Source organism: Streptomyces flavalbus, from assembly GCF_042674625.1.
Taxonomy (GTDB): Bacteria; Actinomycetota; Actinomycetes; order Streptomycetales; family Streptomycetaceae; genus Streptomyces; species Streptomyces flavalbus.
Genome location: NZ_JBHTEB010000001.1, coordinates 1,584,000 through 1,596,454, shown reverse-complemented (window position 1 = coordinate 1,596,454; position 12,455 = coordinate 1,584,000). Strand labels below are relative to the sequence as shown.

At 73.1% G+C, this 12,455-nt stretch carries 13 protein-coding genes; 8 read left to right on the top strand and 5 right to left on the bottom strand.

Annotated elements, in window-relative coordinates:
* The first annotated feature begins 176 nt into the window (after positions 1-176).
* The 4 genes from ACFQZ6_RS06975 to ACFQZ6_RS06960 all read left to right on the top strand — a co-directional run bounded on the left by ACFQZ6_RS06975 (position 177) and on the right by ACFQZ6_RS06960 (position 4,325).
* Positions 177-1,124 (top strand): hypothetical protein, encoded by a 948-nt coding sequence (locus ACFQZ6_RS06975; protein ID WP_381605689.1) that lies wholly within the window; start codon positions 177-179, stop codon positions 1,122-1,124.
* Between the two features lie 65 nt (positions 1,125-1,189).
* A complete protein-coding gene (locus tag ACFQZ6_RS06970) occupies positions 1,190-2,737 on the top strand; it encodes an APC family permease (RefSeq protein ID WP_381605687.1) in 1,548 nt (515 codons plus the stop codon).
* 93 nt (positions 2,738-2,830) lie between these two features.
* Positions 2,831-3,556 (top strand): molybdopterin-dependent oxidoreductase, encoded by a 726-nt coding sequence (locus tag ACFQZ6_RS06965; protein ID WP_381605685.1) that lies wholly within the window; start codon positions 2,831-2,833, stop codon positions 3,554-3,556.
* A 175-nt stretch (positions 3,557-3,731) separates the two neighbouring features.
* A complete protein-coding gene (locus tag ACFQZ6_RS06960; RefSeq protein ID WP_381605683.1) occupies positions 3,732-4,325 on the top strand; it encodes a cytochrome b/b6 domain-containing protein in 594 nt (197 codons plus the stop codon).
* An 85-nt stretch (positions 4,326-4,410) separates the two neighbouring features.
* On the opposite strand, the gene ACFQZ6_RS06955 is transcribed toward ACFQZ6_RS06960, so the two are convergent.
* Both ACFQZ6_RS06955 and ACFQZ6_RS06950 read right to left on the bottom strand, forming a co-directional pair.
* Complete coding sequence (locus ACFQZ6_RS06955; protein ID WP_381605681.1) at positions 4,411-5,808, bottom strand: GntP family permease; 1,398 nt, start codon at positions 5,806-5,808, stop codon at positions 4,411-4,413.
* A 60-nt stretch (positions 5,809-5,868) separates the two neighbouring features.
* Positions 5,869-6,378, bottom strand: coding sequence for a gluconokinase (locus ACFQZ6_RS06950; protein ID WP_381605679.1), 510 nt, complete (start codon positions 6,376-6,378; stop codon positions 5,869-5,871).
* A 142-nt stretch (positions 6,379-6,520) separates the two neighbouring features.
* Here ACFQZ6_RS06950 and ACFQZ6_RS06945 point away from each other — a divergent pair, with 142 nt between their 5' ends.
* Positions 6,521-7,222: a FadR/GntR family transcriptional regulator gene (locus ACFQZ6_RS06945; protein WP_381605677.1), complete on the top strand. Its 702-nt coding sequence runs from the start codon at positions 6,521-6,523 to the stop codon at positions 7,220-7,222.
* A gap of 6 nt (positions 7,223-7,228) precedes the next feature.
* Here ACFQZ6_RS06945 and ACFQZ6_RS06940 read toward each other — a convergent pair whose 3' ends face one another.
* Genes ACFQZ6_RS06940 through ACFQZ6_RS06930 form a run of 3 tightly spaced genes read right to left on the bottom strand, consistent with a single transcriptional unit; the run spans position 7,229 to position 9,601 of the window.
* Entirely contained in the window at positions 7,229-7,633 is a 405-nt protein-coding gene (locus tag ACFQZ6_RS06940; protein ID WP_381605675.1) for a YchJ family protein, read from the bottom strand.
* A 19-nt stretch (positions 7,634-7,652) separates the two neighbouring features.
* Positions 7,653-9,176 carry an MFS transporter gene (locus ACFQZ6_RS06935; protein WP_381605673.1) on the bottom strand — a complete coding sequence of 508 codons (1,524 nt, stop codon included), beginning with the start codon at positions 9,174-9,176 and terminating at the stop codon, positions 7,653-7,655.
* Positions 9,173-9,601, bottom strand: a complete 429-nt coding sequence (locus ACFQZ6_RS06930; protein ID WP_381605671.1) for a DUF3291 domain-containing protein — start codon at positions 9,599-9,601, stop codon at positions 9,173-9,175. The genes ACFQZ6_RS06935 and ACFQZ6_RS06930 overlap by 4 nt, the downstream gene beginning before the upstream one ends.
* Positions 9,602-9,918: 317 nt before the next feature.
* Here ACFQZ6_RS06930 and ACFQZ6_RS06925 point away from each other — a divergent pair, with 317 nt between their 5' ends.
* The 3 genes from ACFQZ6_RS06925 to ACFQZ6_RS06915 are packed head-to-tail and all read left to right on the top strand — an operon-like array spanning position 9,919 to position 12,452.
* Complete coding sequence (locus ACFQZ6_RS06925) at positions 9,919-11,220, top strand: NAD(P)/FAD-dependent oxidoreductase (protein WP_381605669.1); 1,302 nt, start codon at positions 9,919-9,921, stop codon at positions 11,218-11,220.
* 52 nt (positions 11,221-11,272) lie between these two features.
* Entirely contained in the window at positions 11,273-11,539 is a 267-nt protein-coding gene (locus ACFQZ6_RS06920; protein ID WP_360218069.1) for an acyl carrier protein, read from the top strand.
* Positions 11,523-12,452 carry a thioesterase domain-containing protein gene (locus tag ACFQZ6_RS06915; RefSeq protein WP_381605667.1) on the top strand — a complete coding sequence of 310 codons (930 nt, stop codon included), beginning with the start codon at positions 11,523-11,525 and terminating at the stop codon, positions 12,450-12,452. The genes ACFQZ6_RS06920 and ACFQZ6_RS06915 overlap by 17 nt, the downstream gene beginning before the upstream one ends.
* Positions 12,453-12,455 lie beyond the last annotated feature (3 nt).

Below are 12,455 nucleotides of genomic sequence, written 5' to 3'. Positions count from 1 at the left end.
TTAACCAACTCCCCTTGTTCCATGGCCTGTTGAAGCGTGTCATGTCTCGGTGGCACTTGACGCTGGGCGTTGGGTGGGGGTTGGCTGTGCGTGATCGACCGATGGCGCGCCGGTGACCCCCGCGGCCCCCGTCGCCGTACCGCGCAGGTTCCCAGAAGTCCCGAGGTAGTCCCGAGGTGCCACCACCCCCACCCCTCGGCCGCGCCCGCAGGCGCGCGGCCACGGCCTTCGACGCGGCTCTCGACGACGCCGAACTCGGCGCCGCCCGCTCCGCGCTCGGCCAGGGCCGGTGGCAGCCCGTCCGCGCGCTGCTCGCCCGCACCGGGGACGACTGGGACCGCCGGGGCCACCGCGTCACCGTCCTCGCCCAGGAGTCGTACACCGCCGCGTGGGCGCGCGAGTGGCTGCTCGCCGAACCGGACTCCGCCGACGCCGCCGTGCTGCTCGCCGCCGCCCAGGTGGCGCGCGCCCTGCGCGGCAAGGAGAAGCCGGACCGGGCCCGGGAGTCCTGCCGGAGCGCCGCCGCCCTCGCCCCCGCCGACCCCACCCCGCTGCTCGGCCTGCTGATGCTGGAACGCGCCCTCGGCCCGCAGGACGCGGTGGTCCGCGCCTTCGAGCAGGTGCGCGCCCGCCACCCCGACCACCACCACGCCCACCACCTGCTGGTCGCCCGGCTCGCCGAACGGCGCGCCGACGCCGGACCCGACCCGCTGCACGAGGCGTACGACTTCGCCTCCTGGGCCGCCGAACAGGCCCCCGCCGACTCCCCGCTGGCGATCCTCCCCGTCGTCGCGCACGCCGAGCGCTACCGGGTGCTCGCGGGCGCCGGGTTCGAACCCGCCGACCCGGCCGCCTCCGGGCACTGGACCGGCCGCCGCGCCCGGCAGGTGATGAAGGCCGCCTTCGACTGGTGGCTGGAGTGGGAGCACGAGGGCCACCCGCGCCGCCTGGTCGACCTCAACTACCTCGCGCACGCCAAGGTCTGCGAGGGCCGCGGCGCCGAGGCCGCCGCCCTGTTCCACCGCATCGGCGACCACCCCACGCCGCAGCCCTGGTCCTACCCCGACCGGGACCCGTACCCCGTCTTCCGTGCCGCCCGCGACCGCGCGCTGGGCACGGGCTGACCCCGCACGAGCCAGGAAGTCCCCCGCCCCGACGAACGCCGTCTCCCGAAAGGACCGACCTCCCCATGACAACGGGTAGTTCGAGCACACGCAGACCCACCGCCGAGCGCGCCGGTATCAGCACCTTCAAGGGGCAGGACCGGGCCCTGCGGGCCGATCGGCTCGGCACCGCGGGACTGCTGCTGTCGGTCCTCGCCGCGACCGCCCCGCTCATGGTCGTCGCCGGTGTCATGCCCACGACCTTCGGGGTGATGGGCATCGTCGGACAGCCGCTGCTGTTCGTCATCCTCGCCGCCGTACTCGCCCTGTTCAGCGTCGGCTACGCCGAGATGAGCCGCCACGTCCACAACGCGGGCGCCTTCTACGCCTACATCTCCCGCGGCCTCGGCGGCACCGCGGGCGCGGGCGCCGCCCTGGTCGCGCTGGTCGCCTACAGCTCCCTCCAGGTCGGCATCTACGGCATCTTCGGCTTCGAGGTCTCCGGGCTCTTCGCCACCTACCTCGACACGGAACTCGCCTGGTGGATACCGGCGCTGCTGGCCGCGCTCGCCGTCGGCGCGCTCGGCTGGCTGAAGATCGACCTCAACGCGCGCGTGCTGGGCGTCCTGCTGCTCATCGAGGTCGTCCTCGTCGTCATCTTCGACGTCGCCGCCCTCTCCGACCCGGGCCCCGAGGGTCTCTCGCTGCACGCCTTCAACCCCGACACCCTCTCCGGCGCGGGCATCGGCACCGCCCTGTGTTTCTGTGTCGCCGCCTTCCTCGGCTTCGAACAGGCCCCCGTCTACGCCGAGGAGACCAGCCGCCCGCACGTCCTGGTGCCCCGGGTGATGTTCCTCGCCATCGGCGGCATCGCCGTCTTCTACACCGTCAGTTGCTGGGCCCTGACCGTCGTCACCGGCCCCGCCGCCATCGTCGGCACCTCCCAGGAGCAGAGCGCAGGACTGCTGTTCTTCCTCACCGGCGACCTCCTCGGCGACACCTTCACCGACGTCCTGCACGTCCTCTTCGTGACCGGCATGTTCGCCGCCATGCTCAGCTTCCACAACGTCGTCGCCCGCTACGCCTTCGCCATGGGCCGCGAGGGCCTGCTGCCCGCCGCGTTCGGCCGCACCAGCAGCACCAGCGGCGCGCCCGGCACCGGCTCCCTGCTCCAGACGGTGATCTCCGTCGTGGTCGTCGCCGCCTTCGCCGTCACCGACGACGGGCCCGTGGGCGACCCGACCGCGCCCGTGCTGCGGCTGTTCACCTGGATGGGCAACCTCGGGGCGCTCGGCGTGGCCGTGCTGATGGCCGTCGCCTCCGTCTCCGTGATCGTCTTCTTCGTCCGGCGCGGCGCCGCGGGCGCCCAGCTCTGGCGGCTGGCCGCCTCCGGACTCGCCCTCGTCGGACTGCTGTTCATCATCGGCTACACCGTCAAGGACTTCGACGTCCTGATCGGCGCGGGCTCCGGCTCCGCGCTGAGCTGGCTGCTGCCCGGCGTCATCGGGCTCGCCCTCGTCGCGGGCCTCGTGCAGGGCGCCGTACTGCGCTCCCGCAGGCCCGAGACACACGCCCGGATCGGGCTCGGCAACGAGGCGTTCCAACTGGAGAAGGTGGCCGGGACGGCCGACTGAACCGGCCACGACCGTCCGGAAAGTGCTTACGGAACGCTGACGGACACCCGCGGACCCTGGCCCTCCCCGGGCCGCGGGTGCTCGAATGACCGCGTGACCCCCGAACAACCGGAGACCGGCGGCCCGCCCATCGGCCGCCGCGTCCTCCTCGGCACCCTCGGGGCGGGCGCCCTCGGCGTGCTCGCCGCGCCCACCCTGCAACGCGGCCTGGAGTCCTTCCTCGGCGCCGCCGCCGACCGCGACCCCACCGGGCTGACCGGTCTGCTGCCCAACGGCGGCGGCTTCCGCTACTACTCGGTCGCCTCCTCCGTGCCCCGCAAGGACGACACCAGCTACCGCCTCACCGTCGACGGCCTCGTCGACCGCCCCGCCCGCTACACCCTGGCCGACCTGCGCGCCCTGCCGCAGACGCGCGTGGTCCGCGACGTGCAGTGCGTCACCGGGTGGCGGGTGCCCGACACCCCCTTCGAAGGGGTACGCCTGTCCCGGCTGCTGGACGTCGCGGGGGTGCGGCCAGCGGCCAGGGCGGTGCGTTTCACCTGCTTCGACGGCACCTACTCCGAGAGCCTCACCCTCGACCAGGCCCGCCGCGCCGACGTCCTGGTCGCCCTGCGGATGCGGGACGGCGACATCGGCCACGCCCACGGCGGGCCGGTCCGCCTCTACGTGGCGCCCATGTACTTCTACAAGTCCGCGAAGTGGCTCTCCGGCATCACCCTCACCGACGAGGTACGCCCCGGCTACTGGGAGGAACGCGGCTACGACGTCGACGCCTGGGTGGGCCGCTCGAACGGACGCGACGATGCGCCGACCAGCTAGCACCGCCGCGACTGAGCCCGCCGCGGCTGAGTCTGCCGCCGCTGAGTCCGCCGGAGCCGGGCGGGCCGGAGCTGGGAGGGCCGAAGCCGGGGGCGCCGAGGTCGGGAGGGCCGAGGTCGGGAGGGCGGAAGTCGGGAGGGCGGAAGTCGGGAGAGCCGACGCCCTCGCCGCGCCCGTGACGCGGCTGCGCCGCTTCACCGGTGCCCAGCGGTGGACGCACCGCACCACCGCCGTCCTGATGGGCGTCTGCGTCCTGACCGCCGCCTGCCTCTACGTCCCCCAGCTCGCCCAACTCGTCGGCCGCCGCGCCCTGGTGGTGACGCTGCACGAGTGGTCCGGGCTCGCGCTGCCCGCCCCCGTCCTCGTGGGCCTGGCCTCCCGCGCCCTGCGCGCCGACCTCGGCCTGCTCAACCGCTTCGGACGGCACGACCGGGACTGGCTGCGTGCCGTGCTGCGCCGCGACCCGCGCCCCGGCTCCCGGCCCGCGGGCAAGTTCAACGCCGGGCAGAAGCTCTACGCCTCCTGGCTCGCCGGGTCCACCCTCGTGATGCTCGGCACCGGTCTGCTCATGTGGTTCACCCACCTCACCCCGCTGGTCTGGCGGACCAGCGCGACCTTCGTGCACGACTGGCTGGCGCTCACCATGGGCGTCGTCATCGCCGGTCACATCGGGATGGCGCTCGCCGACCCGGAGGCCCGCCGCGGGATGCGCACCGGCGCGGTGAGCCGGGAGTGGGCCGAGCGGGAGCACTCACTGTGGCGGCCGTGACCCCGTACCCACGGAACGTGACCCCGTACCAACCAAAGAGGAGCGGCCCACCCGCAGGTGAGCCGCTCCGTTGGCCGAGGCCGCGCTAGATGACCAGCGACAGCAGCAGGACGAGTCCGCCCGCGACCACCGAGATGATCGTCTCCATCACCGACCAGGTCTTGATGGTCTGGCCGACGTTCAGCCCGAAGTACTCCTTCACCAGCCAGAAACCGGCGTCGTTGACATGGCTGAAGAAGAGCGAGCCCGCGCCGATCGCCAGCACCAGCAGGGCGGCGTGGCTGGTCGACATGTCGGCCGCGAGCGGTGCGACCAGACCGGCCGCCGAGACCGTCGCGACGGTCGCCGAACCGGTCGCCAGCCGGATCGCCACCGCGATCAGCCAGGCCAGCAGCAGCGCCGGGATCGACCAGTCCTCGGAGATCTCCAGGACCATCTGGCCCACGCCGGAGTCGATCAGCGTCTGCTTGAAGCCGCCGCCCGCGCCGACGATGAGCAGGATGCCCGCGATCGGCGCGAGCCCCTTCTCCACGAGACCGGACACCCGCTCCTTGCCGAACCCGGCGGGCCGCAGCAGCGTGAAGATGCCGAGCAGCACGGCGGCGAGCAGGGCGATCATCGGGGAGCCGATGACGTCGAAGACCCGCTGCACGGTGTTCTCCGGGTCGTCGATCACGATGTCGACGAGCGCCTTGGAGAGCATCAGGATGACCGGCAGCATGATCGTGATCAGCGTGGCGCCGAAGCCGGGACGCTTCTCCAGCTCCTCCGAGGCGCGCTGGGGGATCATCTTGTCCGGCGCGGGGACGTCCACCCAGCGGGCGGCGTACCGGGAGAAGAGCGGACCGGCGATGATCACCGTGGGGATGGCGACCAGGACGCCGAGCGCCAGCGTCACGCCCAGGTCGGCGCCGACCGCGTCGATCGCGACCAGCGGGCCGGGGTGCGGGGGCACCAGGCCGTGCATCACGGACAGGCCCGCGAGGGCGGGGATGCCGATCCGCATCAGGGAGTAGTTGCCGCGCTTGGCGACCATCAAGACGACGGGGATCAGCAGGACGACGCCGACCTCGAAGAACAGCGGCAGACCGATCACCGAGGCGATCAGCACCATCGCCCACGGCATGGCACGGCCGCCCGCCCTGGCGAGGATCGTGTCGACGACCTGGTCCGCGCCGCCGGAGTCGGCGAGCATCTTGCCGAGGATCGCGCCCAGCGCGATCAGCACGCCCACGCCCGCCACGGTGGAGCCGAGTCCGGTGGTGAAGCTGGCGATGGCCTTGTCCAGCGGCGCCCCGGCGAACGCGCCGAGCGCCAGCGTCCCGATGGTCAGCGCGAGGAAGGCGTGGAGCTTGAACTTGGTGATGAGCAGGACGATGACGGCGATGCCCGCCAGGACGGCGATGCCCAGATGGGCGTGACCGGCCGAGGTGATCGGCTCGACGGGGTCCGCTGCCAGCATCTCGACGCTGAGTCTGGTCACGGGAGTTCCTTGTGAGTGGGGAGGGGTGGGGAGAAGTGGGGGGTGGGGGAGGGGGAAGGCTTACTGGTCGAGGGCGTCCAGCGCGGCCATGGCGCGGGCGGTGATCTCCTCGGGCGTGCCCGAGACGTCCACCGCGACGCCCGCCTCGTCCGGCTGGAGCGGCTGGAGCGTGGCGAACTGCGAGTCCAGCAGCGCGGTGGGCATGAAGTGACCCTGCCGCTGCCGCATCCGCTCCTCGATCAGCGCGCGCTCACCGGTGAGGTGGACGAACACCACACCGGGGGCGGCGGCCCGGAGCCGGTCGCGGTAGGCGCGCTTCAGCGCGGAGCTGCTGACCACCCCGCCGAGCCCGGCCCGCCCGTGCGCCCAGGTGCCGATGGCGTCCAGCCAGGGCCACCTGTCCTCGTCGTCGAGCGGGGTACCGGCCGACATCTTGCTGATGTTGGCCTGCGGGTGGAAGTCGTCGCCCTCGGCGTAGGGGACGCCCAGCCGGGCGGCGAGCAGGGGACCGATGGTGGTCTTGCCCGTTCCGGCGACGCCCATCACGACCACGACGTGGGGGGTACGCATCTCTGCCTCGCTGTCTTCCTCGACATGCGACGTCGACTTCTGACGTCGGCCACACTGAAACTGATTAGTACGACGAATTCAAGACTCTGTGACATATAAGTCTGACTTTTTGTTCCCGTAACCTGCCCCGTACGCTGAGTGCATGAGCACAACGGGCCGGGGGCTGCACGGCCGGGTTCTGGACACCCTCGGCCCCGAGATCACCGCGGGGGAGTACCCACCGGGCAGCGTGCTGCGCACCGACGAACTCGCCCAGCGCTTCGACGTGTCACGGTCGGTGATGCGCGAGGCGGTCCGGGTGCTGGAGTCCATGCACCTGGTCGAGTCCCGCCGCCGCGTCGGCGTCACCGTGCTGCCCACCCGCGAGTGGAACGTCTACGACCCCCAGGTCATCCGCTGGCGCCTCGCCGGGGCCGACCGGCCGCGCCAGCTCCGCTCGCTCACCGTGCTGCGCTCGGCCGTCGAACCGGTCGCCGCCGGACTCGCGGCCCGCAACGCCACCGCCGAGCAGTGCGCCCAGCTCACCGAGTGCGCCCTCGGCATGGTCGCCAACTCGCGCGGCCACCAACTGGAGGGCTACCTCTTCCACGACGTCGCCTTCCACCGGGTGATCCTCAACGCCTCCGGCAACGAGATGTTCGCCCGCCTCGGCGACGTCGTCGCCGAGGTCCTCGCGGGCCGCACCCACCACGACGTCATGTTCGAGGACCCCGATCCGGCCGCCGTCACCCTGCACGTCCAGGTCGCCGAGGCCGTCCGCGCCCGCGACGCGGCCCGCGCCGAGGAGCTGACCCGGCAGATCACGCTCGGCGCCCTGGAGGAGCTGGACATCCTGGCGCCGTGACGGGCGTCACTCCAGGAAGTCGCCGTCCACGTACACCCACGCCCCGTCCACCCGCTCGAACCGGCTGCGCTCGTGCAGGCTCCCGCCGCGGAAGGACGCCCGGAACGTCACCGTGCCCGTGGCGTGGAACGCCGACCCGTCGGCGGTGCCGAGGACCTCCAGACCGGTCCACCGCGTCCCGGGGTCGAGGTCGAGCCGCGCGGGACGGGTGCGCGGGTGCCAGGTCCGCAGCAGGTACGGCGCGTCGCCGCGCACGAAGGCGGCGTACCGCGACCGCATCAGCGCCTCCGCGGTCGGCGCGGCGGCGGCACCGGAGTGGTACCGGCCGCAGCACCGCTCGTACGGCTCGGGAAGCCCGCACGGGCAGGTGGCGGGAGCGGAGGGACGCGCGGTACGACGACGGGACGACATGCCCCGCATTATCCAGGGGCTACTCGGCGCGCCGCGTCGCCAGCAGCGCCCAGGCCAGCACGGCGGCCGTACAGGCCACGCCCGCGACCACCCACAGCGCGCCGTGCACCCCGCTGGTGAAGGCGTCCCCCACCGCCCCGGTGATCGGCGGCGGCGACACGCTGGCCGTCCCGGCGCCCCCGTCCCGGGCCACCGCCACCACCCGGTCGGCCACCGGACCGGCCACGCCCCGCTCGTCCAGGCTGCCCGGCAGCGTGCCGAGGAACCGCAGCGCGAGTACGGCGCCCAGCACCGACGTCGCGAGGACCGAGCCGACCTGGCGGAACGCCGTCACCGCCGAGGACGCCTGGCCCATCAGCGCGCCGTCGACCACCTCGAAGGCCGCGTTCGTCGACGGCGCGACGACCAGCCCGCTGCCCGAGCCGACCAGCAGCAGACCGAGCGCGGTGACCGCGTAGGAGCCGTCCGGCCGCTGGAACAGCAGCACCAGCGCGGCGACCGTGGTGATCAGCGAACCCAGCGCCAGCAGCCGTCCCGGCCGCACCCTGCCCGCGAGGCGCTGCGCGGTGAACGTCGCCGCCACGAAGGCGAGCATGGCGGGCAGCAGCCGCACCCCGGTGCCCAACGGGCCGAGGCCGCGCACCCGTTGCAGGAACAGCACCTCCACGAAGATCACGCCGACGAACACGAACAGCGAGGCCGCGGCGACGCACAGGGCCGCCGTGTAGCGGCCGTCGCGCATCATCCGCACGTCCAGCATGGGTTGGGCCGTACGGCGCTCGGTCAGCACCAGCGCGGTCAGGGCGACGGCGGCCACCGCGAGGACCGCGACCACCCACGGGTCGTCGTAGCCCTCGCGACCGCCCACCGCGATGCCGTACACCAGCGTCGACAGCCCGAGGACCGCCCAGAACTGGCCCGCCAGGTCCAGCGGGCGGTCCGGCACCCGGGACTCGGTCACCGCGCGCAGCGTGACCAGCACCGTGACGACGGCGAGCGGGGTGTTCACCACGTACACCGCCCGCCAGCCCGACACGTCGAGCAGCAGCCCGCCCAGCAGCGGGCCGACGGCGAGACCGATACCGGAGACGGACACCCACACGGCGATGAACCGCACCATGCGCGGCAGGTCCACGAAGAACGTCGTCGTGATCAACGCCAGCGAGGTCGGCAGCACCAGCGCGCCGCCCAGACCGCTCACCCCCCGCCCGAGCAGCACCTGCGGATAGCCGTCCGCGGTCGCCACCACCAGGGAGCCCGCCGCGAGCAGCACGACCCCGGTCAGGAACACCCGGCGCCGCCCGAAGCGCTCGCCGAGCGCCCCGCCGGAGAGCACGCACGCGGCGACGACGAGGGTGTACGTGCTGGACACCCAGCTCAGGTCGGCGGGCGCCACGCCCATGTCGACCTGGAGGGCGCGCAGGGTGGAGATGGCCGCGGTGACCTCGATGAACGACATGAACAGCCCGAGGCAGGCGGCCAGCAGCACCAGCCGGGCGTGCGGGATGACCGGGGCGGCGCCGGACTCGGCGGTGGTGGTCATGCGGCCGGGGTCTCCCGTCCGGCCTGCTCGGCGAGGCGGCGGCGGGCCTCGTCCCAACTGACCGGCAACTGGTCGCGGCCGGTGGTCCAGAACACGAACAGCGCGCCCTTCATGCCGGGGCGCAGCCGCCGCACGCTCACCGCGTGCGGGTCGGTGCGGGCGAAGGCGTCCAGCGCCCGCTGGTCCCGCCAGGCCGACAGCGTCCAGAACGTGCGCTTCAGCGGCTCCGCCCGCAGGGACACCCCGACCGAGCCCTCGGCCGCGCGCACCTGCCGCAGGATCACCAGCGACAGCACGAAGAACCGGGGCACGCTCCGCAGGGACTTCAGCTCCAGCCGGGACGCCATGACCACGGCCGGGCCGGCGCTGCCGGGCGCCGGGTCCGTGGCCTTGTCGGCCCCGGGCATCCAGGGAATCGTGGGCATGGAGGTGCTCCCCTCATAGGCGGTCCCAGGGGTAAGAGAGCGCGCGGCCGGAGATCCGGACACCTGGCGCGCCGACGAATCCTCCCGTTGGCGTCGGCGGGCGCCCACGGAGGCCCCGGACGGCCGGATCCGGACACCCCCACATCGGCGCATCGAAGCCTTCGATCGGCCGACCCGCGCCGCCGATGGGCTGATTGACCACGATTTCCAGCCGACCCTACGGTTTTCGAGCGCCGTCCGCCGGAGGACTGGCGGGCCAGCCGTTCGTGGCCGTCCGAGGCCGTTCCAGAGTGCCCGAGTCGAGGTGCAGCCCTGCCATGACCACCCGTGTCGCAGTCGTCGGAGCCGGAATCGCCGGGCTCTCCGCCGCGTACCACCTGCCCGACGACGCCGAAGTCACCGTGTACGAGAGCCAGGACCGCCCCGGCGGGCACGCCCACACCGTGGAGGTGGCCGAGGACGACGGCCGCACCATCGGCGTCGACACGGCCTTCGTCGTCTTCAACGCCCGCACCTACCCGGAACTCACCGCGTTCTTCGAGAAGCTCGGCGTGACCGCCCTGGACCACACCGGCGGCTTCGACTTCTTCGACCTGGACCGCGGACTCGACTACGGCACCGCCGAGTTCGAACTCACCGAAGCCGAGATCGCCGACCGCTACCCGGCCGACTTCCTCACCCTGTGGCGGGACGCCGAACGCTTCCACCGCGAGGCCCCCCGCGACTTCCTGCGCAAGCGCACCGACCTCTCCCTGGGCGCGTACCTCGACCGCGGCGGCTACAGCGACGCCTTCAAGTACGGCTACGTCGTGCTGCTCGCCACCGCCGTCTGGTCGGTGCCCGCCGAACTGATCTGGGAGATGCCCGCCACCACCGTCATCGCCTTCTTCATGTCCCACGACCCCGGCGGGCTCGGCGGGCGCTCGGTGGCCTGGAAGACGGTGGGCGGCGGCAGCGTCGAGTACGTCCGCCGCGTGGTCGCCGGGCTCAACGGCACCGTCCGCACCAGCACGCCGGTCACCCGGGTGCGGCAGGACGACGACGGCACGGTGGTCGTCGGCACCGCCGACGGCGAGGAGCGCTACGACCACGCCGTACTCGCCGCGCACGCCGACCAGACCCTCGCCCTGCTGGAACGGCCCACCCCGCTCCAGGCGGAGATCCTCGGCAAGGTCCGCTACAGCTCCACCAGCGCCGTGCTGCACACCGACCCCGCGGCGATGCCGCCGCGCCGGGAGCGCTGGCAGAGCTGGAACTACGGCCTGAAGACCGTCGACGGCCGCCCGCGCACCTGGGTCGCCTACTACATGAACGCCCTCCAGGGCTTCACCGCCCGCCACGACTACTTCGTCACCCTCGACTCACCGATCACGCCCCGGGACGAACTCGTCGTGCGCGAGCTGCCGTTCACGCACCCCGTCATCGACCTCGGCGTGCGGGCCATGCAGCGCACCGTCTACGACGTCAACGCCCCGGGCGGCCGGATCAAGCTGGCCGGTTCCTACTTCCACGCCCCGCGCATCGGCGTCGACCTCATCGGCTCCCACGAGGCCGGGTTCGTCTCCGGGCGCAAGGCGGCGGAGGCGGTCGCCCGCGAGATGCGGGCCGCGCGGCACTGACGTACCGGCGCACTGACGTATCGACGTATCGACTGATTCGAGAGGACCCCCCATGCAGCGTGTCACCGCCGAAGAGGCCAGGGCCTGGCTCGTCGAGAAGCTCGCCATCCGGCTCGGCGTCGGCCAGGACCAGATCGACGTGGAGCGCTACTTCGACGAGTTCGACCTGGACTCGACGGAGGCGCTGATCCTCGCGGGCGAACTGGAGAAGTGGCTCGGCTTCGAACTGGAGGCCACGGCCCTGTGGTACCACCCGACGATCGCCGCCCTGTCCGAGCACATAGCCGAGGAGAGCGACCGGCATGTCACCGCGGCCTGACCGCACCCCCCGCCCCCTGCTGACCCCCTTGCGACCAGCACCCGAACGGGCCACCCGGCTGGCGGAGGAGCCGGGTACCCGGGGCGTGGGTGAGGGGACGTCGCTGGGGCCGGTCGTCGTCGCCGTGCATCCCGGGGCCCTGCCCGCCACCGTGTGGGGGGCGTTCGCCGGGCGGCTGGGGGTGGAGCAGGAGCCGTACCTCTGCGATCTCGGGGCCGTGCCCGAGTACGTCGCCGCGGGGCTCGACCCGACGGCGCCCGTGCCCGGCGTGCGGGACCTCGCCGACCGGTGTCTGCGTCAGCTCCGGGACGCCGGGCTGACCCGGCGACCGCTCGCGCTCGTCGGCTGGTCCTTCGGCGGCGTCGTCGCCTACGAGATCGCCGCCCGCCTCGACGCCGAGGGCCGCGGCAGCAGACTCGGGGCGCTCGTCGTCCTCGACTCCATCGCACCCGTCGCCGCCTTCCAGCGCCCCGACGACGCGCTCACCCCCGCCCTGCTGCTCGACTGGTTCGCCATGTACCTCGGCGCCCGCCGCGGCCAGCGCCTGCACACCGACGCCACCGCGCTCACCAGCCTCGACGCCCTCCTCGACGCCGCCGTCACCCAGGGCGTCCTGCCCCCCGGCACCGAACCCGCCGGGATGCGCAAGCTGTACGGCGCCTTCCACGCCGGGCTCGTCCGCAACAACCGGTGCACCGCCGACTACCTGCCCGACCCCCTCGACCGCACCGTCACCGTCGTGAAACCCGACCGCTCACTCCTGCCCGACAGCCACGACCTCGGCTGGGGCGAACTCAGCGGACGCCCCCTGCGGCAGCTCGCCGTCCCCGGTGACCACTACACCCTGCTCCAGCGACCGGAGACCGTCGCCGCCCTCGCCGACCTGCTCACCGCCGTCCCGCAGGGCAACTGAACC